A 20479-nucleotide genomic window follows, 5' to 3' on the forward strand; every position below is an offset into this window, starting at 1 on the left:
GGATACCTCACTCGGCAGCGGCTTCAAGGGCCGGCTTGTGGAAGTCCTCAGGGAAGTGACGAAGCGCGCTTTCAACCGGATAAGGAGCAAAGCCGCCCAGCGCGCAGAGCGAGCCAAACTTCATCGTGTGGCACAGGTCTTTCAACAATTCGATATTCGCTTCGACATTCTCGCCCTTGCGAATCTTGTCGATCGTCTCGACGCCGCGGGTCGAGCCGATGCGGCAGGGCGTGCACTTGCCGCAGCTTTCGATGGCGCAGAACTCCATGCCGAAGCGCGCCATCCACGCCATGTCGACCGTGTCGTCGAAGATCACGAGGCCGCCGTGGCCGATGAGGCTGTCCTTGGCCGCAAAAGCTTCATAGTCGAACGGCAGATCGAACAGCGAAACGGGCACATAGGCGCCGAGCGGGCCGCCGACCTGCACCGCGCGGACCGGACGGCCCGAGCGCGTGCCGCCGGCGATGTCGTTGACGATCTCGCCCAGGGGGATGCCGAAATCGGTCTCGAACAGGCCGCCATACTTCACATTGCCGGCGATCTGCAGCGGCATGGTGCCACGCGAACGGCCGACGCCGAGATCGGCGTAATGCTGCGCCCCCTTCTCGAGAATCATCGGCGTGGTCGCCATCGACAGGACGTTGTTTACAACCGTAGGCTTGCCGAAAAGACCCTCATGCGCCGGCAGCGGCGGCTTGGCGCGGACGATGCCGCGCTTGCCCTCGAGGCTCTCGAGCAGCGAGGTCTCCTCGCCGCAGACATAGGCGCCCGCGCCGATGCGCAGTTCGATGTCGAACTTGAAGCCGGAGCCGCGGACATTGTCGCCCAGCCAGCCGGCCTTGCGGGCGACGTCGATCGCCGCCTGGAAGACCTTCGCTGCCACCGGATATTCCGAGCGCAGATAGACGTAGCCCTTGGTTCCGTTGATGGCGTAGCCGCAGATGATCATGCCTTCGATCAGCGACAATGGATCGCCTTCCATGATCATGCGATCGGCGAAAGTGCCCGAGTCGCCCTCGTCGGCGTTGACCACGACATAGCGCTGGTCCGCCGGCGCGTCCGCCACCGTCTTCCATTTGATGCCGGTCGGGAAGCCGGCGCCGCCGCGGCCCCGCAGGCCGGACTTGGCGACTTCCTCTATCGTCGCCGCCGGCCCGATCTGGAAGGCGCGCGCGAGACCCGCGCCGCCGCCATGAGCCTCATATTCCGCGATCGACAACGGGTCGATGACGCCGCAGCGCGCGAAGGTGATGCGGTTCTGGCGCTTCATCCAGGGATGGTCGTCGACCTTGCCGATGTTCAGCGCATGGGCGCCGCCAGTCAGAAAGCCGGCGTCGAACAGCGAGCCGACGTCCTTGAGCGAAACCGGCCCGTAGCCGATGCGGCCCGCAGCCGTCTGGACCTCCACCAGGGGTTCGAGCCAGAGCATGCCGCGCGAGCCGTTCCTGACGATCTCGACGGACTCGCCGCGCGCGGCGGCTTCTTTTGCGATGGCGGCGGCGAGGCGATCGGCGCCCATCGCCACGGCGGCCATATCCAGCGGAATGTAGATCTTCGTCATCAGCCCTTGGCCTCCGCGACGATTTCATCGAGCTTCGCAGCGTCGACGCATCCGATCGGCTCACCGTCAAATAGCGCCGACGGGCTATGGGCGCACAGACCCAGGCAATAAACCGGCTCGACGGTCAGCGAGCCATCAGGCGTCGTCTGCCCCCATTCGAGCTTCAGCTTGGCCAGGAAATCCTTCGCCTGCTTCTCCGCGCCCATGGATTGGCACGATTCGGCGCGGCAGATCTTGAGCGTGTGACGCCCATGCGGCTCCCGATGGAAGTCGTGATAGAAGGTCACGACGCCATGCATTTCCGCGCGGGTGATGTTCAACGCCTCGGCCATTTCCCGGACGGCGGCCTCCGGCACGTGGCCGAATTCCGCCATTAACGCATGCAAAATGGGCAGGGCGGGCCCTTCGAGACCCATATGGGCCGCGATGATCTCCCGCGCCCGCTCGTCGCTATACGGAGCAGCGCCAGCCATTTCTTCCCTTCCCGTTCCGGGCGTTTCGCTTTCGCGACCGCCGTTCTTTAGATTGTTTCCACGGACAGTGCCGGAATTTGCCGCTGCGATCAATACCGGACATTCGTTGCTCGATAGGGGTTGCCTATCAACTGTCCAAAACGCCGCTTTCGGCAAGGGTTTTGGCCTCCGCGACCAACGCCGCGACCAATGGAATCACGGGGTCGCGCTGCGGGGCGACAAGGCCGATTTCGTACACGGCTTCGGGCTCGACGATGGGGATCGAACGCAACGGCGCGGTCACGCCCAGCGTCTTGGCGAGCTTTTCCGGCAGCACTGTCGCCCAGCGGCCGGACTTTACGTGGTCGAAAAGCAGAATCACCGAATCCGACTCGAGAATCGGCGCAGCCTCTTCGCCCGCGCTCTGGATCAGGCGATCAATGATGCGCCGGTTCTGCATATCGGGCGTCAGCAGGCACAAGTCGATGCGGCCGACCTCGGCCCAGGTGACGCGCTCCCGGTCGCCCAGCGGATTGTCGGCGAAGGTCAGCAGGCGGTAGCGCTCCTGACACATGGGCACGGTGCGCACGCGGCCGAGCGGTTCGTTGTCGAGATAGGTGATTCCGGCGTCGATCTCGAGATTGTCGAGCATGGCCAGCACTTCCGCCGACGAGGCCGAAAACACGGTGAAGCTGACCCCCGGATGCTTTTCCCGATAGGGTGTCGTCAGGGTCGACACGATGCCGAGCGCCGTCGGAATGACGGCGATCTTGAGCTGGCCGGTGAGGCCCTCCTTCATGCTGCGCACGTCCTGCCGCATGGCCCGGGCGTCGCCGACGATTCGCTTGGCCCACTCCAGAACCCGCTCGCCTTCCGCCGTGAGGCCGTGGAAGCGCGAAGAGCGGTTGACGAGCAGCACGCCGAGAGAATCCTCGAGCTGTTTGATGCCCGCCGACAGCGTCGGCTGGGTGACGCCGCAAAGCTCCGCCGCGCGAGAGAAGCTCTTCTCGGCGGAGACGGAAATAAGAAATTCGAGTTTTTCGATCACTGTCAGCGTTCCGATGCCCGCGCGCGCCGCGGCCGCCGCGCAAAGTCTTTTGGGCCCGAGACACACTGCAAGGTCACGCCCGAGGGTCGGCGGCGCGCCCGCGCTTCATGACGATACGCTGCGCGCCTCCAATAACACATTTGCGCGGAAATTGCGTGCAAATTTGCAGCAAAACGACAGAGTCGGCCCACTTATGGTAACGCTCGCAACAGGGCCGTTGTCATATAGAATGTGAGGCGCGGTCACAATTTACACATATTTAACCCATCTTCCGTGGGTCAATATGCTCCCGCGGCCGATGGGATAGACTGGCCAGACCCCGAGAGATATTTGCCAATGACGAAAATGAAGAGACTTCGTCGTTTCGGCGCGCTTGCGATATTCCTTGCAGCGGTCGTCACGGCCGGACGCGCCGGCGCCACCCCGTCGCTGGTCATCGACGTCGCCTCCGGACAGGTCCTGGAGCAGGATCAGGCCACCGCCTCGTGGTATCCGGCTTCGCTCACCAAGCTGATGACGGCCTATGTCGCGCTCGACGCCGTGCGCGCGGGCCGCATCTCGATGGACACGCCATTAATGATGTCGCCGCGCGCCTGCCGCATGGCGCCGTCGAAGATGGGCTTCCGGGCGGGTTCGGAAGTCACCCTGCACAATGCGCTCATCATGCTGATGGTGAAGTCGGCCAACGACATCGCCGTCGCCATCGCCGAAGGCGTGTCCGGATCGGTCGAGGCCTTCGCGGACGAGATGAACCGCGCTTCCGCCAATCTGGGCATGACCCAGTCGCAATGGGTCAACCCCAACGGACTTCCCGACTCGCGGCAGGTCACCTCCGCCCGCGACCTCGCGATCCTGGGCCGCGCGCTTTACCTGCAATTTCCCGAATACGCCTATCTTTTCAACATCGGGGCCATGCAGATCGGCGGCAGAGTCCATCCGACCCACAACGGCCTGCTCGGCCGCTATCCCGGCGCCGACGGCATGAAGACGGGTTTCACCTGCCCCGCCGGATTCAATCTCGTGGCTTCCGCCACCCATGGCGGCCAGCGCCTCATCGCCGTCGTGCTGGGCGCCCCTTCCGCCGCCGCGCGCACCGCGAAAGCCGCGGCGCTGCTCGACCGCGCCTTCCAGACCGGTTCGCCCATCGGCACGCTCGCCTCCCTTCCGAGCGTCGGCCCGACGGCCGCGCCCGACATGCGCGACAAGGTCTGCCGCAATCGCGGCGCGGCCACCGCCGAATTCATGGCGGAGGTCGAGGACATGTCGATTCCCGTCGGCTCCGCGCCGACAGGCATTCCGCTTCTCGACTCCATGGGCGCCGGCACGCAGCGCATCAGTGTGAGGGAAATCGCCCACTTGCCTCGCCCGCAGTTCACGCCGGTGCAGGTTTACGCCGGTCGGGCTCCGGGTTACGCCGGCCCGGTGGCGCGCGCCCGCGCGCCGGGGGCGCCGATCGGCGAGCAGCCCGATCTCGCCGCCTATGCGAACGACAGCCAGACGCCGGCCAATGGCGAGGCCTCGCCGATCAGCCGCGCCGCGCCTGACGCTACGTCGATGCGGCGTGGCAAGCATGGCAAGCGCCAGTCCGCGCGCGCCGTCGACGCGCCGGCCGAGAGGATCATCCAGGATCCCGCGAACGACAATGCGGCCGCTGAGGGCGTAGCCGAAAAGAGCAAGGCCAAGGGGTCGACCAAGGCCTCGACCGCGAAGACTCCAGCCAGGTCGAGCACGAAGACGGCCGCAAAGCCGGCTGCAGGCAAGCCTGCGGCGGACAAGAACGCCGCCGGTAATCCGGCCGCCCCGAAGGACAACGCCGCCAAACCGAAGACCGCCGGGAAGGCTGACGCGAAGCCCGCGGCCGCTAAGCCTTCGGCCGCAAAGACGGCCGCCACCAAGCCGAAACCGGCCGCGCAGGAAAAGACGCAGTGAGCGACGACCCGTCAGTTTTGGCGCGGCGGCCGCCGCCGCCTGTTCCCCTGACACTCCTAACCGGCTTTCTCGGCGCCGGAAAGACGACGCTTCTCAACCGGCTCCTCGCCTCGCCGGCCCTCGCCGACACGCTGGTTCTCATCAACGAGTTCGGCGAGATCGGCCTCGATCATCTCTTCATCGAGAAAGTCGAGGGCGACATGGTGCTGATGAGTTCGGGCTGCGTCTGCTGCACGATCCGCGGCGATCTGGTGAACACGCTGGAAGATCTGCTGCGCCGCCTCGACAACGGCCGCATCAAGCCCTTCCGCCGCGTGGTTCTGGAGACGACGGGCCTCGCCGATCCCGCGCCGATCCTGCACTCGATCATGTATCACCCCTATCTGATGCTGCGATACCGGCTCGACGGCGTCGTGACCGTCGTCGACGCCGTGAACGGCGAGGGGACGCTGGACGCGCATGAGGAGGCGGTGAAACAGGCCGCCGTCGCGGATCGTCTGGTCATCACCAAGACCGACCTTCCCGATGGCCGCGCGCGTTTCGAAAGTCTCGCCACGCGTCTGAAAGCGCTCAATCCCGGCGCAAGGCTGCTTATAGCCGCCGACGGGGAGGCGACGCCCGAGGCCCTGCTCGACTGCGGCCTCTATGATCCCGCGACCAAGACGCCGCGCGTGAAAGAGTGGCTGAACGCCGAGGCTGTGCAGGAAGCGCATGACCACAGGCACGATCACGGACATGATCACGATCACGGTCATCATCACGGCCATGACCACGGACGCCATCATCACGAGCGCCGCCAGATCGACGTCAACCGCCACGACGATCACATCCGCGCCTTCTGCCTCTCGGGCGACACGCCGCTGACGCCTGCCTCCTTTGACGTCTTCATCGATCTGCTGCGCCACACCCACGGGCCCAGGCTGCTGCGCGTCAAGGGGATCGTCGGTCTTTCGGACGATCCCTCGCGTCCGGTGGTGATCCATGGCGTGCAGCATGTCTTCCATCCGCCGCACCGGCTCGACGCCTGGCCGGACGAGGATCGCCGCACCCGGATCGTCTTCATCGTCAAGGATCTCGACGAGGGCTTCGTTCACGGCCTCTATGGCGCGCTGATCAACCGTCCGGCGATGGACCGGCCCGACGCCGAAGCGCTGACCAACAACCCGCTGGCGCCCGCGCCGGGCGGCCTTCTGGGATGACTCCGGCGCTCGGCGGCCTTCCCGATCTGGCCCGCCGCGCGGGCGCCGCGCTGCTCGATCTCGTCTATCCGCCGTCCTGCCTCGTCTGTCGCAAGGCGGTGGCGCAGAATGGGGCGCTCTGCGCAGCCTGCTGGAGCGACATCGCCTTCATCGAGCGGCCGTTCTGCGAGCGGCTCGGTACGCCCTTCGAGCGCGATCTCGATCAGCCGGGCCTGATCTCGCCAGAGGCCGCCGCCAATCCGCCGGTTTTCCATCGCGCCCGGGCGGTTGCGCGCTATGACAGCGACAAGGCCCGCTCGCTCGCGCATCGGCTGAAATATTACGACAGGCTGGAGCTGGCCGGCCCCATGGGCCGCTGGATGGCGCGCGCGGGCGCCGACATTCTCTCCGACGCCGACGTTCTCGCGCCGATCCCGCTCCATCGGCTGCGGCTGATAGCTCGCCGTTTCAACCAGTCGGCGGCGCTGGCCAATGTCGTCTCGCGCGAATGCGGCGCGCCCGTCGAGACCATGGCGCTGATGCGGGTCAAGCCGACAGCCCCGCAGGTGGGCCTCTCCCGCGCCCAGCGCGCCGCCAATCTTTCCGGCGCCTTTCGCGTGGACCCCGAGCGCGCCGCCCTGCTGAAAGGCCAGAATGTCGTGCTCGTCGACGACGTCCTGACGACCGGCGCGACCGCCAACGCCGCCGCGCGCGCCCTGCTGAAGGCCGGCGCGGCGCGGGTTGATCTGCTGGTCTTCGCGCGGGCCGTGACAACGGGCTAAGTCCAAGCGTATAAGCAGCCGCAACCGAAAGCTCAGAATCGCAATGGCCCGCATCGAAATCTACACCACGCCGACCTGCCCCTATTGCATCGCCGCCAAGAAGCTGCTGACGCAAAAGGGCGCAGCCTTCGAGGAAATCTCCGTCGCCGGCGACCCCGAGGGGCGCCAGCGCATGAGCGTGCGCGCGGGGGGGCGCACGACGGTGCCTCAAATCTTCATAGACGACAGGCACATCGGCGGCTGCGACGATCTATACGCGCTCGACAGTCGGGGCGAGCTCGATCCTCTGCTGGCGGCCGGAGTCGCGTCGTGATTCATTATTCGCTCATCTGCGACGACGGCCACAACTTCGACAGCTGGTTTCGCGACAGCGCCTCCTTCGAGTCGCAGGCCGGGAGCGGGCTCGTCTCCTGCCCCTTCTGCAACTCCACGAAGGTCACGCGCGGCGTGATGGCGCCACATATCGCCCGCGGCCGCGAGGCCGAGGCGGAGAGGATGCGCGCGCTGATCAGCGAATTGCGCGAGAAAGTCATCGCCGGAACGGAAGACGTCGGCGACCGCTTCTCCGACGAGGCGCGCAAGATGGAGGACGGCGAGGTCGAGCGCCGCGCCATCCGCGGCCGCGCGACCTACGAGGAAGCGAAGGCGTTGCTCGAAGAGGGCATCGAAATTCTGCCGATCCCCGGTCTGCCGACCGAAGGCAACTGATCGGGGCGGCGCGCGTCATTTCCTGTCGCCGCATTCGCGCAAGATAACAGGCGTCACTCTTTCGGCAGTTCGAAGCTTTCGCAGCGAATCGAACCCAGCCGGTTGCGCGCGCGCTCCTGATCGGACGCGCGCTTCGCGAAGGAGCGCGCCAGCACGAAGCCGCGCTTCGTCGGCGCGGTGAGACGCACCTCCTGCGGCGGCGCGTCCTCGTCGTCATTGGCCTCCAAAGCCTCGATCTGCCGCGCGTCGCCGATCACGATGTCGATCTTGCCCTTGATCGCGGAGCGGTCGGTGATCGCGTGATAGATGCGCCCGGCGCCAGCGTGGAAAGACAACGCGAGAAAATCCTCGCCATCCGCCGGCGCGCTGACCCGAATTGGGCCTTTGGCGAGATCATAGACGCAGACGCCTTCGGCAAACGCGGGATCCTCGAAAGGCAGAACCTCCGAGCCCGGCGCCATGGGCGGCAGGAGCACGAGCCCGTTGCGCGCTTCGCCGGCGTTGGCTGCCTCGGCGAGACGCGCAAAGGCGTCACGCGGCGCGACCGTCGGCATCAGCAGCACGGAAACGATATGCACGATTCCCGCGATGAGCAGCGTCGCGATCGCCCAGGGAATGAGATCGAGATAGCGATCAGGAATGTTCATGCGCAACGCAGTTTCGTGATTTTGGGAAAAGATGCGGGATCGGGCCGCGCGTCGACGTCGAGCGACGTGTCGTAGAGGCGCAGCATGATGACGAAATTGCGCGTCTCGCCCGGCGACAGCCAGTTTCCCGGCTGCGCCGCGCGCGAAACAGCGATGTCGAAAGCGCCGCCCTCTCGACGCAGCACATCGACGGAGGAGAAGACATAACGCCCGGTCGGATTGGCGAGAAGCGCGCCGCCGGGACTCGCGAGCCCGATGGTCCAGAATCGGGCGGCCGGCAGCGGATCGACGATCTGATAATCGCAGGCGCCGTCGAGCGGGGCGCCGCTCGAATCCGTCTGGGCGACGAAGGCGAGGCCCTGGTCGCGTCCCAGCGGCGCCTCGCCGGACCTTGCGACCACGGCGCGCGCGTAGGGATCGATCTCCGAGCCGCCGACCGCCGGCCAGGCGGTCCACGGCCCGGCGCGCAGCGGGTTGAAGCCGTAGCCCGAATTCAGCGACAGTATCGTGGCGAGCAGCCCGAGGAGAAGCCCGGCGATCATCGCCGAGGCCGCGCGCAGATATTTGGCGTAGGGTCTCGTCGCCACCTTGTCCCGCCCTTACTGGATTACGCCGCCGACGGCGCGGAAGCCATGCGAACTGTTTCGCGGCTCGTCCTGCGACGCGAGCGCCGCGGGGCCTTCCAGCGCGCTCTGCTTGCCGCCGCCGATCGTCCTGATCTTCAGCTGAATGGATTCGAGCGCCTGAACAGCCCCTTTCGACAGGGTCGCGGGGCGCTGCGGCGCGCCGAGCTCCAGCGGCTTAACGCCATTTGCCGCGACGGCGTCCGCGGCCTTGGGATCGGGCTTCAGGCCGACGATGGGCTTCAGCGGAACGCCCTGATGCGCATAGGCCATGACGTCGTGCCAGGTGCCGGCGGGCAGCGTGCCGCCGGTCATGTTGTTCATCGGATCATTGTCGTCGTTGCCATACCAAACGCAGCCGCCCATCGTGCCGGAGTAGCCGCAGAACCATGCGTCCTTGTAGCCGTTGGTGGTGCCGGTCTTGCCGATGACGTCGATTCCCTCGCCGAGCTGGGCGCGCTTGCCGGTGCCTTCCTCGACGACTTTTTTCATCATGCCGGCAAGCTCGACGACTTTCTCATAGGGAACCGCCTGCGGCTGCGGCGGCGCGTCGCGATCGTGACGATAGAGCAGTTCGCCCTGACGATTGCGGATTTCGACGGCGGCGTAGGGCGTCGTCTTTTTGCCGCCGTTGACGAAGGCGGCGTAGGCGGCGGAATGCTCGAGCAAAATCACGTCGCTCTGCCCCACGGGCAGCGACGGCGTGTCCTCGAGCGGCGTGGTGATGCCAAGTCGCCGGCAGGTGTCGATGATTTTGGCGCGGCCAACGCGCGAGTCGCCATTGCCGATAGCCTGCGACAGCTGAATCGCAACAGTGTTGAGCGACTTCGCCAGCGCCATGGCGAGCGGCATGGAGCCGGCATAACCGCCGCTGTAATTGTGGACACAATAATTGCCGATGCAGGTCGGGCGGTCGGTGACGATGGTCGTCGGCTTGTATTTGCCGGTCATCAGCGCCGTCAGATAGACGTAAGGCTTGAAGGACGAACCCGGCTGGCGGGAGCCGTCCGTCGCGCGGTTGAACTGGCTCGCGCCATAGTCGCGCCCGCCGACGATAGCCCGCACCGCGCCGTCGGGCTCCATCACCACCATCGCGGCCTGCTTGACGCGATAGGAGCGGCCCTGCTCGCGCAGATTTTTCTCGATCACTTCCTCCGCGCGTTTCTGCACATTGGAGTCCAGCGCCGTGCGCACCGCCAGCACGCGATTGTCGCCGAGCTTGCCGGCGGCCGCGAGCTTGCGGATTTCGCCGAAGGCGTAGTCGAGATACCAGTCGGGCGCCGTCTCGCGCTTTCGGTCGATCGGCGTCGCCGGGCTGCGCTGCGCCGCGATGATCTGGCTCGGAGTCATAAAGCCGGCGTCGACGAGATTGTTCAGCACGTCATTGGCGCGGGAGCGGGCCGCCGGGAGATTGTTGTGGGGCGCGTATTTCGTCGGCGCCTTGAAGAGACCCGCGAGCATCGCCGCCTCCGCGAGCGTCACGTCCTTGACCGACTTGCCGAAATAAAACTCCGCCGCCGCCTGAATGCCGAAGGCGCCGCCGCCCATGTAGACACGGTCGAGATAGAGCTGCAATATTTCGCGCTTGGTGAGGTGGTGCTCCAGCCACAGCGCGAGGAATGCCTCGTTGATCTTGCGAGTGATGGTGCGCTCGTTGGAGAGAAAGAGATTCTTGGCGAGCTGCTGGGTGATGGAGGAGCCGCCCTGCACGACGCCCGAGGAACGCGCGTTGACAGTCAGCGCGCGCGCCGTCCCGATGACGTCGATGCCGAAATGTTCATAGAAGCGGCGATCCTCGGTGGCGAGCACGGCCTTGATGAGATAGTCGGGATATTGCTCCAGCGGCACGGAATCGTCATGCTTGATGCCGCGCTGTCCGACTTCCGCGCCGTAACGATCCAGAAAAGTGACGGCGAGATCGGTCTGCTTCAACCAATCGTTCTCGTTCGTCATCTGAAACGCCGAGCCGGCCAGCGCCAGCAGGACGACGCCGCCGGCAAGGCCGAGCGTCAGCGCCTCGCAGGAGAGTTCGACCGCAACGCGCGAGAAGCCGGAGACGTGAAAACGCTCCATGAAGGCGGAGAAATCCTCGTAAAGCTCGCGCGAACGGCGGCCGCTGTCGAACATGCTGGAGTCGATCAGGGCGTCGATTCTCAGCAGGATTCGCTTGATCCGCTTCACAATGGGCGAGGACGAAAAACGCTCGAACACGGCTGCCAGAACTCCCCGCGGCGGAAGAACCGCCGGCCACAATTAACTTTACCACTTTTTAAACCATCTTGACGACGGCTTGACGGACGCTCATTGCGGATATGGTTTCCGCCTGGCGGCGGAAGCGTCGAAAGGGAACAATGGCGGGCGAAAAAGGCAAAAAAGGCGCACAAACGCCCTTCTGGGAAAAACCTCTCTCCGACCTCACCCGCGCGCAATGGGAAAAGCTCTGCGACGGCTGCGGGCGGTGCTGTCTGGTCAAGCTCGAGGATGACGACACCGGCGCGATCTATCACACGAGCGTTGCGTGCAAGCTCCTGGACCACGAAAGCTGCCAGTGCGGGGATTATCCGAACCGGCGCGACCATGTGCCCGACTGCGTGCGGCTGACGCTGGCGAAGCTGCAGAAAATCAACTGGCTGCCACCGACCTGCGCCTATGTGTTGCGAAACGAGGGCAAGCCCCTGCCGCCCTGGCACCCGCTGATCTCCGGCGATCCCGACAGCGTGCATCGCGCAGATGTTTCCGTACGCGGAAAGGTCGAGGCGGGGGAGGATGAGATCGACACCGACGATCTGCCGGATTTCATCCGCCTGTGGCCCAAGCGCTGGCCGAAGAAGGCGCGATATTGAGGGGCGCGGAATTTTTTCAGTATCTTGGAATTTATTCCTTGACACCTGAACGCTGCTCGGGTAGATAAAGCTCATGCTCCACAATTGCGCTCGAGCGGCGGCGGAACCAAACGGGACGCCGCCCGGCGCGGAGTGAAACAAGTTACCGCAAGCATCCGTCCGTCATTGCGATGAGCGCAATAGACGAAGCCATTCCGGCGCCGCCTCAGGGCGCCCGGAGCGCTTCGTTGCGCTCGCAATGGCGAAGGCTGCGCTGCGGCGCGTCAATCGGATCCTGGCGAGTGCGCATGAAAACGAGAGCCGCCCCGCCCTCGCGCGAGAAAATCGCGCAGGCGAAACTTCTCTACGACGCTGGCGTCACGCCCATCGCTGAAATTCTCGACCTCCTCGGCATGAGCGTCGGTCAGTTCCGCCGCTTCCGGGAATCGAACGGCTGGCCGATGCGCCCCTCCGCCTGCGCGCCGAAATCGAAACCGCCGTCCGGAGCCGCTCCGCCCCCGAAGAAAGACGCCAGCGGACTGATCGCGCGGCTCGAAGAGGCGGTCGAGCGCGAATTCGCTCGCGCCGAGGCGGCGCTGGAAAAACACGCGCCGAAGACCACCGAGGCGAGCGCCCGAACGCTCGCGATACTCGTGAAGACGCTCGCCGAACTTAAGCGCATTCGGCGCGAATCCGACGAACAGAGAGACGGCGCCAGGGACGACGATGACGAAGCCGCCTCCGCCCATGACGAACCGCCCCGCGAACTGGCCGAACTGCGCACGGAGCTTGCTCGACGGATTGAGCGACTGCGCGGCGAACGGCCTTCTGAACGAGGCGATTGACGGCCTCTCCGCCCGGGAACTCGCGCGCCTGCTGAACGATTGGGAGATCGTCGCGCGAAAGGACCAATGGCCGCCCGACCTCACTGAAGCCGGCCTGCCATGGCGCGTCTGGCTCATCCTCGGCGGACGCGGCGCAGGCAAGACCCGCGCCGGCGCGGAATGGGTGAAGGGCCTGGCGCTCGGGCGCCCGCATTTTTGCACGCGGCCGGTGTCACGCATCGCACTCATCGGCGAGACCGCCGCCGACGTTCGCGAGGTCATGATCGAAGGCGTGTCCGGCCTGCTTGCGATTCACGGAAAGCGGGATCGGCCGCGATGGGAAAGTTCGCGCCGCCGTCTCGTCTGGGACTCCGGCGTCGTCGCGCAGGCGTTTTCGGCGGAAGATCCGGAAAGCCTGCGCGGACCCCAATTTCACGCCGCCTGGTGCGACGAACTCGCTAAGTGGCGCTACGCCAGGGAGACATGGGACATGCTGCAATTCGGCCTGCGCCTCGGCGACTGGCCGCGACAGCTCGTGACGACGACGCCGCGGCCGACGCCATTGCTGAAAGACCTCATCGCACACCCGGCGACCGTTTTGACGCGCGCGCTGACGCGCGAGAACGCCGCCAATCTTGCGCCGTCATTTCTAGAAAGCGTCGTGGCGCAATACGCCGGCACGCGGCTGGGACGGCAGGAGCTCGACGGCGAGATCGTCGAGGAACGCAAGGACGCGCTGTGGACGCGCGACCTGATCGAAGCCTCGCGCGTTGCCGATGCGCCAAGGCTTGCGCGCATCGTCGTCGCGGTCGATCCGCCGGCGAGTTTCGGCAAGCGCGCCGACAATTGCGGAATCATCGCCGCCGGCGCCGACGCGGGAGGCGCGATCTTCGTGCTCGCGGACTCGACGATCTCCGCGGCGCGTCCGGCGCAATGGGCCCGCGCGGCGATCGCGCTTTATCACAAGCTTTCCGCGGACGTCCTCGTCGCCGAAGTCAATCAGGGCGGCGAGATGGTGCGCGCGGTGCTGAATGAAGCCGATCCCGCCGCGCCCGTGACAATGGTGCGCGCGACGCGCGGCAAATATCTGCGCGCGGCGCCGGTTGCGCAACTTTACGAACAGGGTCGCGTGAAACATGTCGGAGCGTTTCCCGCGCTCGAGGACGAAATGTGCGATTTCGGCTTCGACGGATTGTCCTGCGGACGCTCGCCCGACAGGCTCGACGCGCTGGTGTGGGCAATCACCGCCCTGGCGCTGACGCCGAAAGCGCCCGAGCCGCGCATGCGGCGAGTGTGAAACCAAGCCATGAAAAGGGATTCGAAATGCCGTCGCTCCTCTCGCGCCTTCTCGGCGCGCGCGCTCCCGCGCGTGAAACCAAATATTCGCGCGCGGCGAAACTTCTCGCCATGCACACGATCGGCCAGCCGCACTGGACGACGCGCAATTCTTCCAGCCTGACGCGCGAAGGCTATGAGCGCAACGCCGTATGCCATCGTTGCGTGCGCATGATTGCGGAGAGCGCCGCCTCGGTGCCCTGGCTCATGTATCACGGCCGCGACGAACTGATCGACCATCCGCTGCTCGATCTCATCGAGCGGCCCAATCCGCTCGACACCGGCGTTTCCTTCCTCGAAGCGGTCTGCGCCAATCTTCTGCTTTACGGGAACGCCTATGTCGAGTCCGTCCTGCTCGACGGGCAATTGCGCGAACTCTACGCGCTTCGTCCGGACCGCATGACCGTCGAGCCCGGCAAGAACGGCTGGCCTGCAGCCTAAATCTATCGCGCCATGGGCGACGAAGCGCGCTACGAAATGCGGGGCGAGGGAATCGAGCCGATCCTGCACATAAAACTGTTCAATCCGCTCGACGATTATTACGGATTCGCGCCCCTCGCCGCCGCCCAGATCGCGCTCGACACCCATAACGCCGCGAGCTTCTGGAACAAGGCGCTGCTCGACAATTCGGCGCGACCTTCCGGCGCCCTTGTCTACGCCGGGCCGGACGGCGCGCATCTGACGGACGAGCAGTTCACGCGGCTGAAGGAGGAGCTCGAAGAGAATTTCTCCGGCGCCGTCAATGCGGGCCGCCCTCTCCTTCTCGAAGGCGGCCTCGACTGGAAAGCCCTGTCGCTTTCGCCAAAAGACATGGACTTCACGGAAACCAAGGCGGGCGCCGCACGAGAGATCGCTCTCGCCTTCGGCGTGCCGCCGCTGCTCATGGGGCTGCCCGGCGACAATACGTTCAGCAATTATCAGGAAGCCAATCGCGCCTTCTGGCGACAGACCGTGCTGCCGTTGGTCGTCCGCATCCAGAAGAGCTTTCAGGCCTGGCTGCAGCCGGGGTTTGAAACCTTCCGCTTCGACTATAACGCAGACCGGCTGGAAGCCTTCGCAACCGAGCGCGCAAGCGAATGGGAGCGCGTCGGCAAGGCGAACTTCCTTACGCTCGACGAGCAGCGCGAGGCGGTCGGCTATGGTCGCAGGCCAACGCCGGACGCAACGCGGGCTGGCGCAAAATGCGAGGCGGAATGAGCGACATTCTCGGCGCCGTGCTCGAACGCGGCGACCTTGCGCATCTTGCGCTGTTTCTCTGGGCCTGCGTCGCCACCGCGCAGGCCAATATGGCGATGCGCGAGCTTAGCGAGGCGACGAGACGCATCGACGCCTTCGTGCGCGAACTCTCGAGATTCAACCGAAGATATGGGAGCGATTAATGACGCATGTGACATGGCGGTTTCCATTCAAGAAGCGCGGACGCCGGCGCGCGTCGCGTTATCGCGAAGACCCATCCGCCGTATTCAAGACCTTCGTCCAGGTTCTGACGCAGATGCACGCCCAGACACGCGCGTCAGACCAGCTTCATCTCGGCGCACATGCGGAGAAAGGCTGATGCCGGCGGCCATGACCGATATTCGCTTCGGCGCGGCGAGAGAAATGAAGCGCGCTCGAGCGCCGCTCGCGCGAACGGGCGCGGGCGGCGCAATTGAAGGTTACGCCAGTCTTTTCGGCGTCGTCGACAATGGCGGCGACATGGTGATGGCCGGCGCCTTTGCGCGTTCGCTGCTCAAACGCGGCGCCGCTGGCGTTAAGATGCTCTGGCAGCACCAGGCGAGCGAACCGATCGGCGTGTGGACGTCGATCTTAGAGGACGCGCGCGGACTGAAAGTCGCGGGTCGCCTCGATCTCTCTGTGGCTCGCGCCCGCGAGGCGCTGTCGCTGCTGCGCGGCGGCGCCGTCGACGGGCTATCGATCGGTTTTCGCACCCTGCGCGCAACGACCGACAAAAGCAGTGGCGTGCGCCGCTTGCACGAAATCGATTTGTGGGAGATCTCGATCGTCACTTTTCCAATGCTGACAGCGGCGAGAGTTGACGCAGTCAAGCGCGGGGCGCTTGTTCCCGAGCCCCGCACAATCGATAGAACGTCCTGCAAAGTCGCAAGGCTGAAATCGCAGCAGGCCGCCTTGGCCTTCGAACGCCAGTTACGCAGACTCGACGGCCAGCGGCCGCTCTGACTTCCCGACATATCCGCGTCGTCGCCGTCGGCCGTGGATAGGAACAAAAGACGGCTCACATACGCGCAACGCATTACTCGGCGGCGCCTGCCGCGCGAGAGCGGTCGCGCGCGCCTGTTTTGCATCAAGAGGTGGTCTCAATGTCATCGATCGAAATAAAGTCTGCCGGCGACGATATCGTCGCCGATCTCAATCGCGCCTTCAGCGCCTTCAAGGAAGCCAATGACGAGCGTCTGGCGCAGATCGAGACCCGCATGGGCGCCGATGTCGTCACAGAGGAAAAGCTCGCGCGCATCGACCAGACGCTCGATGAAACGAAGAGCCGTCTCGATCGTCTCGCGCTCGACATGTCGCGCCCGCGCATTGGCGGGGCAGTTGTAGAGGACCGCAACGGACGCGAACACAAATCCGCATTCAATCACTACATGCGCTCCGGCGAGGCGACGGGTCTGAAGGCGCTCGAGGCCAAGGCGATGTCGCGCTCCTCGGGTCCCGACGGCGGTTATCTCGTGCCGATCCCCGCTGAACGCGAGATCCTGCGCCGTCTCGCGAAGCTCTCGCCGATCCGCGCGATCGCCAGCGTGCGCGAAATCTCGAGCGCATCATTGCGCCGGGCGTTTTCCACGACCGGCCCCGCCGCCGGGTGGGTGACGGAAACCGATCCGCGACCCCAAACCAATAACCAGCAGATCGCAGACATGACCTTCCCGGCGATGGAGCTTTACGCCATGCCTGCCGCAACGCAGGCGCTGCTCGACGACGCTGTCGTGGACATCGAGCAATGGATCGCCGACGAAGTCCAGGTCGCCTTCGCGGAGCAGGAAGGAGCCGCCTTCGTCAGCGGCGACGGCGTCAACAAGCCGAAAGGCTTCCTCGCCTATACGACCGTCGCCGACGCAAGCTGGACCTGGGGCAATGTCGGCTATGTCGTGACGGGCGTTTCCGGCGCCTTCGCCGCGACGAATCCGTCGGACGCGCTGTTCAACCTCGTCTACGCCTTGCGCGCCGGCTATCGACAGAACGGCAAATTCGTCATGGGCCGTCGGGCCCAATCCCTCGTGCGGCAGTTCAAGACGACGACGGGCGACTACATCTGGACGCCCCCGGCGACGGCCGACGGATCGGCCTCGCTGATGAACTTTCCCGTCGTCGAGGCCGAGGACATGCCGGATCCCGCCGCCAACAGCCTCTCGATCGCCTTCGGCGATTTCGAGCGCGGCTATGTTGTAGTGGATCGCGTCGGCATTCGCGTCTTGCGCGATCCCTACTCCGCGAAGCCCTATGTGCTTTTCTACACGACGAAGCGCGTCGGCGGCGGCGTGCAGAATTTCGAGGCGATCAAGCTGCTGAAATTTGGCGTGTCCTGAACCTCCGCGCTTCACGCGTCCGCGGCGCAAGTCGCCGCGGACTTTCCCTCCCCCGACATCAGGAGCAGGCATGCGACCCATGCTCATTGGCGCGCCAGCAGTCGAGCCCGTCTCGCTTGCGGAAGCGAAATCGTGGCTGCGAGAAGATTCGAGCGACGAAGACCAGTTGATCCAGGCGCTGGTCGTTGCGGCGCGCATGACTCTCGAGGCCTATACGCGCCGGTTTTTTGTCACACAAAACTGGCGTCTGATCCTTGACGCCTGGCCATCCTCGCTACGCGCAACGTCGACCGTCGCCCTGCCCTTTGCGCCGTTCCAGACCGTGACCGCCATCCGCGTATACGATGTCAATGACGCCTCGCTACTCGTCGGTTCGACGACCTATCGCGCGCCTTCCGCGACAGACGCCGGACGCATCGTCTTCAAATCCGCGCCGCCCGCGCCGGGGCGCGCGAACGATGGCGTCGAAATCGATCTGACCGTCGGCTACGGCTCGCTCGCGGCGCAAACGCCCGAACCATTGCGGCGCGCCATCCTGACGCTTGTCGCCTATTGGAGGGAAAATCGCGGCGACGACAACGGAAGCGCCCTGCCTAAATCAGTCATACAGCTCGCGAGCCCCTTCCGACGCGAGCGGCTGGCATGAGTCGGCGACCTTCCATCGGCGACCTGCGTCAGCGCGTGACGATCGAGTCCGTCATCGACACATTCGACGACGTCGGCGGATTTGCGCGCAGCTTTACGCCGCTTGCGCAAGTCTGGGCGCGGATCGAAGCGACCGGCGCGCGCGACCAGTTCGTGGAGCAGCGGGCGGAGCAATCAACGACACATGTCGTGACGATCCGATGGCGCGACGACGTGAAGAGCCAGATGCGCTTCGCTTTTCGCGGGCGAAAACTGCTCATCCGGAGCGTTCTCGATCACGACGAACGGCGCCGCTTCCTTGCCTGCGAATGCGAGGAGATTTCGTAAGGAGGAGAGCATGAGCACATCGCCGGTCATCGCGCTTCGAAAGGCGATCCGCGCGCATCTTCTCGCTGATGCGGCGCTCGTCGCGGCGCTCGGCGGCGGCAAGATCTTCGACGAGACGCCGCGCAACGCTGAACCGCCCTATGCGCTTTTTGGCGAAACGCAGATGCGCGATTGGTCGGCCGACCTTTCGCGCGGCGCCGAGCAATTTCTTACCTTTGCCGTCGTTTCGACCCAGCGCGGGTTGAGCGAGGCGCTCGGGATCGCGCAACAGATCGTGGATCTGATCGACGAAGCGCCACTGACGCTTCAGGGCCACATGTTGATTGATCTGAGCTTCGTTTCCCTGGAGACGAAACGGGATCAGAGCGGTCGCTTCGCCCGCGTCAATTTACGCTTCCGCGCAACGACCGAATATCTCTAACATTCAAGGAAACTACGAAGATGTCCGCCCAAAAAGGCAAGGATCTGTTGTTGAAGATCGGCGACGGCGCCGGCGGCTTCGTAACCGTGGCCGGACTGCGCACACGACGCATCGCGCTTAACGCCGATACGGTCTACGTCACCGACGCAGAGTCGAACGGCCGCTGGCGCGAATTGCTCGGCGGCGCCGGCGTCAGACGCGCCAGCGTTTCCGGAACCGGCGTATTCAAGGACCAGGCGTCGGACGCGATGCTCCGTCAGGCGTTTTTCGACGGGTCGTTGCGCGACTGGGAAATTGTCGTCCCCGGCTTCGGCGTGCTCAGCGGACCATTTCAGATTTCCAATCTCGACTATCGCGGCGAACATGCTGCGGAAGTAACTTTCGACATCTCGCTCGACTCCGCGGGCGCGATTACCTTCACGGCAATCTGAGGCGAGTCATGGCGAATTCGAAGCGCGGCGAGATCGAGGCGCTGCTCGACGGGAAAACCTACACACTTTGTCTTACGCTCGGCGCATTGGCGGAGCTCGAAAGCGGACTGGGCGCAAATGACCTCGTCGCGCTGGCGGAACGCTTCGAGGCGCGTCGACTCTCCGCCCGCGACATTCTCCGCATCATCGGCTGCGGGCTGCGCGGCGCCGGACATGCGCTGAGCGACGACGACGTTGCGCAGATGAAGGTTTCGGGGGGACTTGCGGGTTATGTGCAGATTGCGGCGAACCTCCTCGCCGCGACATTCGGCGACGAGCCGGAGCCGCACGCGCCGCAAAACCCTCCGACGCCGCAGGACGCCTGACGGCGAAGCGAACGAAGACGGCGCGCGATCCCTCTCCCCGCGCGCCTTTTCCGTTCTCGCGCGCCATGGCCTTTGGCCTGGGCGTCCTGCGGCTTCGCCCCCCCCCCGCGACTTCTGGTCGATGACGCCGCGCGAACTGCATCGCGCGATGGAAGGCGTCTACGGACGTGGTGGCGGGGCGCCGTCACGCGCGACCCTCGATGAATTGATGCGCGAATTTCCAGACGCGAGGCCTCCAAAGTGACTGAAGCAGATAATTTTCCCGACGTCTTCAATCAGCCTGGAGCAAACAACCCGCTCGCCGCCCAGGATCTCAAGGCGATGAAAGCGTTGCTCGACCAGATCAATGTTTCCGCGGGCAACGTCACTCGAACCCTCTCCAACGGCTTTGGCGCAGCGTCCACGAGCGGCAAGAGTTTTAACGAGACTCTCGCGGCAATCGCGCAATCGCTGGCGAGAGTCGCTATGCGCGAAGGCGCCAGGGCCTTGGCCCAGGGCCTCGTAAGCGGGCTGAGCGGCCTCTTTTCAAACGCCTTCAGCGGGAGCGGCGCCGTCACGCCCTTCGCGGAAGGCGGCGTCGTCGCAAGTCCTGCCTATTTCGCCAATGGCGGAACAGTCGGGTTGATGGGAGAACGCGGAGCCGAGGCGATCATGCCGCTTGCACGCGGCGCCGACGGACGGCTCGGCGTGGTCGCACAGACTGGCCGCGCGCCGGTAGCCGTGACGGTGAACATCGCCGCACAGGATATCGAAAGCTTCCGCCGTTCGGAGGCGCAGATCACCGGCGCGCTCGCGCGCGCTGTGGCGCGAGGCCAACGCAATCTTTGACCATTCTC

25 protein-coding genes and 1 pseudogene are annotated in these 20479 nt (G+C 65.1%); 20 read left to right on the top strand and 6 right to left on the bottom strand.

Going from position 1 to position 20479, the window contains the following annotated elements; all coding sequences use genetic code 11:
* Window positions 1-7 precede the first annotated feature (7 nt).
* The 3 genes from MET49242_RS10155 to MET49242_RS10165 all read right to left on the bottom strand — a co-directional run bounded on the left by MET49242_RS10155 (window position 8) and on the right by MET49242_RS10165 (window position 3061).
* The gene (locus MET49242_RS10155; RefSeq protein ID WP_036282743.1) at window positions 8-1561 is read right to left on the bottom strand and encodes an NADH-quinone oxidoreductase subunit NuoF; all 1554 of its coding nucleotides are present in this window, start codon (window positions 1559-1561) and stop codon (window positions 8-10) included.
* Window positions 1561-2034 (bottom strand): formate dehydrogenase subunit gamma, encoded by a 474-nt coding sequence (locus MET49242_RS10160; protein WP_036287625.1) that lies wholly within the window; start codon window positions 2032-2034, stop codon window positions 1561-1563. The genes MET49242_RS10155 and MET49242_RS10160 overlap by 1 nt, the downstream gene beginning before the upstream one ends.
* Before the next feature lie 127 nt (window positions 2035-2161).
* On the bottom strand, window positions 2162-3061 hold the full coding sequence (locus tag MET49242_RS10165) for a LysR family transcriptional regulator (RefSeq protein ID WP_036287627.1): 900 nt from the start codon (window positions 3059-3061) through the stop codon (window positions 2162-2164).
* 336 nt (window positions 3062-3397) lie between these two features.
* On the opposite strand from MET49242_RS10165, the gene MET49242_RS10170 reads away from it, so the two are divergent.
* From MET49242_RS10170 to MET49242_RS10190, 5 genes are read left to right on the top strand one after another with little or no spacing between them, the layout of a single operon-like run.
* Window positions 3398-4990 carry a D-alanyl-D-alanine carboxypeptidase family protein gene (locus MET49242_RS10170; RefSeq protein ID WP_036282745.1) on the top strand — a complete coding sequence of 531 codons (1593 nt, stop codon included), beginning with the start codon at window positions 3398-3400 and terminating at the stop codon, window positions 4988-4990.
* Entirely contained in the window at window positions 4987-6189 is a 1203-nt protein-coding gene (locus MET49242_RS10175) for a GTP-binding protein (RefSeq protein ID WP_051134115.1), read from the top strand. Before MET49242_RS10170 ends, MET49242_RS10175 begins: the two co-directional genes overlap by 4 nt.
* The gene (locus MET49242_RS10180) at window positions 6186-6950 is read left to right on the top strand and encodes a ComF family protein (RefSeq protein WP_036282747.1); all 765 of its coding nucleotides are present in this window, start codon (window positions 6186-6188) and stop codon (window positions 6948-6950) included. Before MET49242_RS10175 ends, MET49242_RS10180 begins: the two co-directional genes overlap by 4 nt.
* A 43-nt stretch (window positions 6951-6993) precedes the next feature.
* Entirely contained in the window at window positions 6994-7263 is a 270-nt protein-coding gene (gene grxC, locus MET49242_RS10185; RefSeq protein ID WP_036282748.1) for a glutaredoxin 3, read from the top strand.
* Entirely contained in the window at window positions 7260-7658 is a 399-nt protein-coding gene (locus MET49242_RS10190; protein WP_036282750.1) for a DUF1178 family protein, read from the top strand. Before grxC ends, MET49242_RS10190 begins: the two co-directional genes overlap by 4 nt.
* Window positions 7659-7711: 53 nt before the next feature.
* Here the strand turns inward: MET49242_RS10190 and MET49242_RS10195 are convergent, their stop codons facing one another.
* From MET49242_RS10195 to MET49242_RS10205, 3 genes are read right to left on the bottom strand one after another with little or no spacing between them, the layout of a single operon-like run.
* Window positions 7712-8305 (bottom strand): DUF1254 domain-containing protein, encoded by a 594-nt coding sequence (locus MET49242_RS10195; protein ID WP_244430782.1) that lies wholly within the window; start codon window positions 8303-8305, stop codon window positions 7712-7714.
* Window positions 8302-8892 (bottom strand): DUF1214 domain-containing protein, encoded by a 591-nt coding sequence (locus tag MET49242_RS10200; protein ID WP_036282753.1) that lies wholly within the window; start codon window positions 8890-8892, stop codon window positions 8302-8304. The genes MET49242_RS10195 and MET49242_RS10200 overlap by 4 nt, the downstream gene beginning before the upstream one ends.
* Before the next feature lie 12 nt (window positions 8893-8904).
* A complete protein-coding gene (locus tag MET49242_RS10205; RefSeq protein WP_036282755.1) occupies window positions 8905-11139 on the bottom strand; it encodes a transglycosylase domain-containing protein in 2235 nt (744 codons plus the stop codon).
* A gap of 140 nt (window positions 11140-11279) precedes the next feature.
* Here MET49242_RS10205 and MET49242_RS10210 point away from each other — a divergent pair, with 140 nt between their 5' ends.
* The 15 genes and pseudogenes from MET49242_RS10210 (at window position 11280) to MET49242_RS10270 (ending at window position 20471) form a co-directional block, all read left to right on the top strand.
* Complete coding sequence (locus tag MET49242_RS10210) at window positions 11280-11771, top strand: YcgN family cysteine cluster protein (protein WP_036287630.1); 492 nt, start codon at window positions 11280-11282, stop codon at window positions 11769-11771.
* A gap of 287 nt (window positions 11772-12058) precedes the next feature.
* Window positions 12059-12595, top strand: a complete 537-nt coding sequence (locus MET49242_RS10215) for a hypothetical protein (protein ID WP_036287633.1) — start codon at window positions 12059-12061, stop codon at window positions 12593-12595.
* On the top strand, window positions 12498-13871 hold the full coding sequence (locus tag MET49242_RS10220; RefSeq protein WP_144259560.1) for a DNA-packaging protein: 1374 nt from the start codon (window positions 12498-12500) through the stop codon (window positions 13869-13871). Before MET49242_RS10215 ends, MET49242_RS10220 begins: the two co-directional genes overlap by 98 nt.
* Window positions 13872-13897: 26 nt before the next feature.
* Window positions 13898-15106, top strand: a pseudogene (locus MET49242_RS10225) (phage portal protein).
* On the top strand, window positions 15103-15288 hold the full coding sequence (locus MET49242_RS10230; protein ID WP_036282760.1) for a hypothetical protein: 186 nt from the start codon (window positions 15103-15105) through the stop codon (window positions 15286-15288). Before MET49242_RS10225 ends, MET49242_RS10230 begins: the two are co-directional and overlap by 4 nt.
* The gene (locus tag MET49242_RS24915) at window positions 15288-15464 is read left to right on the top strand and encodes a histidine kinase (protein WP_144259561.1); all 177 of its coding nucleotides are present in this window, start codon (window positions 15288-15290) and stop codon (window positions 15462-15464) included. Before MET49242_RS10230 ends, MET49242_RS24915 begins: the two co-directional genes overlap by 1 nt.
* A gap of 11 nt (window positions 15465-15475) precedes the next feature.
* Window positions 15476-16087, top strand: a complete 612-nt coding sequence (locus tag MET49242_RS10235; RefSeq protein WP_036287636.1) for an HK97 family phage prohead protease — start codon at window positions 15476-15478, stop codon at window positions 16085-16087.
* 140 nt (window positions 16088-16227) lie between these two features.
* Window positions 16228-17454 (top strand): phage major capsid protein, encoded by a 1227-nt coding sequence (locus tag MET49242_RS10240; protein ID WP_036282761.1) that lies wholly within the window; start codon window positions 16228-16230, stop codon window positions 17452-17454.
* A 70-nt stretch (window positions 17455-17524) separates the two neighbouring features.
* Window positions 17525-18100, top strand: a complete 576-nt coding sequence (locus MET49242_RS10245; RefSeq protein WP_036282762.1) for a head-tail connector protein — start codon at window positions 17525-17527, stop codon at window positions 18098-18100.
* Complete coding sequence (locus MET49242_RS10250) at window positions 18097-18426, top strand: phage head closure protein (protein ID WP_036282764.1); 330 nt, start codon at window positions 18097-18099, stop codon at window positions 18424-18426. Before MET49242_RS10245 ends, MET49242_RS10250 begins: the two co-directional genes overlap by 4 nt.
* 10 nt (window positions 18427-18436) lie before the next feature.
* Entirely contained in the window at window positions 18437-18847 is a 411-nt protein-coding gene (locus MET49242_RS10255) for a DUF3168 domain-containing protein (protein ID WP_036282766.1), read from the top strand.
* Between the two features lie 20 nt (window positions 18848-18867).
* Entirely contained in the window at window positions 18868-19278 is a 411-nt protein-coding gene (locus MET49242_RS10260) for a phage major tail protein, TP901-1 family (protein WP_036282768.1), read from the top strand.
* A gap of 8 nt (window positions 19279-19286) precedes the next feature.
* On the top strand, window positions 19287-19643 hold the full coding sequence (locus tag MET49242_RS10265; RefSeq protein ID WP_036282769.1) for a gene transfer agent family protein: 357 nt from the start codon (window positions 19287-19289) through the stop codon (window positions 19641-19643).
* Window positions 19644-19791: 148 nt separating this feature from the next.
* A complete protein-coding gene (locus MET49242_RS26610; protein ID WP_371212547.1) occupies window positions 19792-19887 on the top strand; it encodes a hypothetical protein in 96 nt (31 codons plus the stop codon).
* A complete protein-coding gene (locus tag MET49242_RS10270) occupies window positions 19884-20471 on the top strand; it encodes a phage tail tape measure protein (protein WP_036282770.1) in 588 nt (195 codons plus the stop codon). Before MET49242_RS26610 ends, MET49242_RS10270 begins: the two co-directional genes overlap by 4 nt.
* Window positions 20472-20479: the final 8 nt, after the last annotated feature.

Origin of the sequence: Methylocystis sp. ATCC 49242, from assembly GCF_000188155.2 — a bacterium.
Lineage (GTDB): Bacteria > Pseudomonadota > Alphaproteobacteria > Rhizobiales > Beijerinckiaceae > Methylocystis.

Excerpts from the sequence above, each read along its gene's own strand:
- MET49242_RS10195 (WP_244430782.1), bottom strand. The coding sequence starts at position 8,305 with ATGAACATTCCTGATCGCTATCTCGATCTCATTCCCTGGGCGATCGCG.
- MET49242_RS10230 (WP_036282760.1), top strand. The coding sequence starts at position 15,103 with ATGAGCGACATTCTCGGCGCCGTGCTCGAACGCGGCGACCTTGCGCAT.
- MET49242_RS10235 (WP_036287636.1), top strand. The coding sequence starts at position 15,476 with ATGACCGATATTCGCTTCGGCGCGGCGAGAGAAATGAAGCGCGCTCGA.
- MET49242_RS10255 (WP_036282766.1), top strand. The coding sequence starts at position 18,437 with ATGAGCACATCGCCGGTCATCGCGCTTCGAAAGGCGATCCGCGCGCAT.
- MET49242_RS10260 (WP_036282768.1), top strand. The coding sequence starts at position 18,868 with ATGTCCGCCCAAAAAGGCAAGGATCTGTTGTTGAAGATCGGCGACGGC.
- MET49242_RS10160 (WP_036287625.1), bottom strand. The coding sequence starts at position 2,034 with ATGGCTGGCGCTGCTCCGTATAGCGACGAGCGGGCGCGGGAGATCATC.
- MET49242_RS10215 (WP_036287633.1), top strand. The coding sequence starts at position 12,059 with ATGAAAACGAGAGCCGCCCCGCCCTCGCGCGAGAAAATCGCGCAGGCG.
- MET49242_RS10245 (WP_036282762.1), top strand. The coding sequence starts at position 17,525 with ATGCGACCCATGCTCATTGGCGCGCCAGCAGTCGAGCCCGTCTCGCTT.
- MET49242_RS10240 (WP_036282761.1), top strand. The coding sequence starts at position 16,228 with ATGTCATCGATCGAAATAAAGTCTGCCGGCGACGATATCGTCGCCGAT.
- MET49242_RS10170 (WP_036282745.1), top strand. The coding sequence starts at position 3,398 with ATGACGAAAATGAAGAGACTTCGTCGTTTCGGCGCGCTTGCGATATTC.
- MET49242_RS10250 (WP_036282764.1), top strand. The coding sequence starts at position 18,097 with ATGAGTCGGCGACCTTCCATCGGCGACCTGCGTCAGCGCGTGACGATC.
- MET49242_RS26610 (WP_371212547.1), top strand. The coding sequence starts at position 19,792 with ATGGAAGGCGTCTACGGACGTGGTGGCGGGGCGCCGTCACGCGCGACC.
- MET49242_RS10210 (WP_036287630.1), top strand. The coding sequence starts at position 11,280 with ATGGCGGGCGAAAAAGGCAAAAAAGGCGCACAAACGCCCTTCTGGGAA.
- MET49242_RS10265 (WP_036282769.1), top strand. The coding sequence starts at position 19,287 with ATGGCGAATTCGAAGCGCGGCGAGATCGAGGCGCTGCTCGACGGGAAA.
- MET49242_RS10155 (WP_036282743.1), bottom strand. The coding sequence starts at position 1,561 with ATGACGAAGATCTACATTCCGCTGGATATGGCCGCCGTGGCGATGGGC.
- MET49242_RS10220 (WP_144259560.1), top strand. The coding sequence starts at position 12,498 with ATGACGAACCGCCCCGCGAACTGGCCGAACTGCGCACGGAGCTTGCTC.
- MET49242_RS10180 (WP_036282747.1), top strand. The coding sequence starts at position 6,186 with ATGACTCCGGCGCTCGGCGGCCTTCCCGATCTGGCCCGCCGCGCGGGC.
- MET49242_RS24915 (WP_144259561.1), top strand. The coding sequence starts at position 15,288 with ATGACGCATGTGACATGGCGGTTTCCATTCAAGAAGCGCGGACGCCGG.
- grxC (WP_036282748.1), top strand. The coding sequence starts at position 6,994 with ATGGCCCGCATCGAAATCTACACCACGCCGACCTGCCCCTATTGCATC.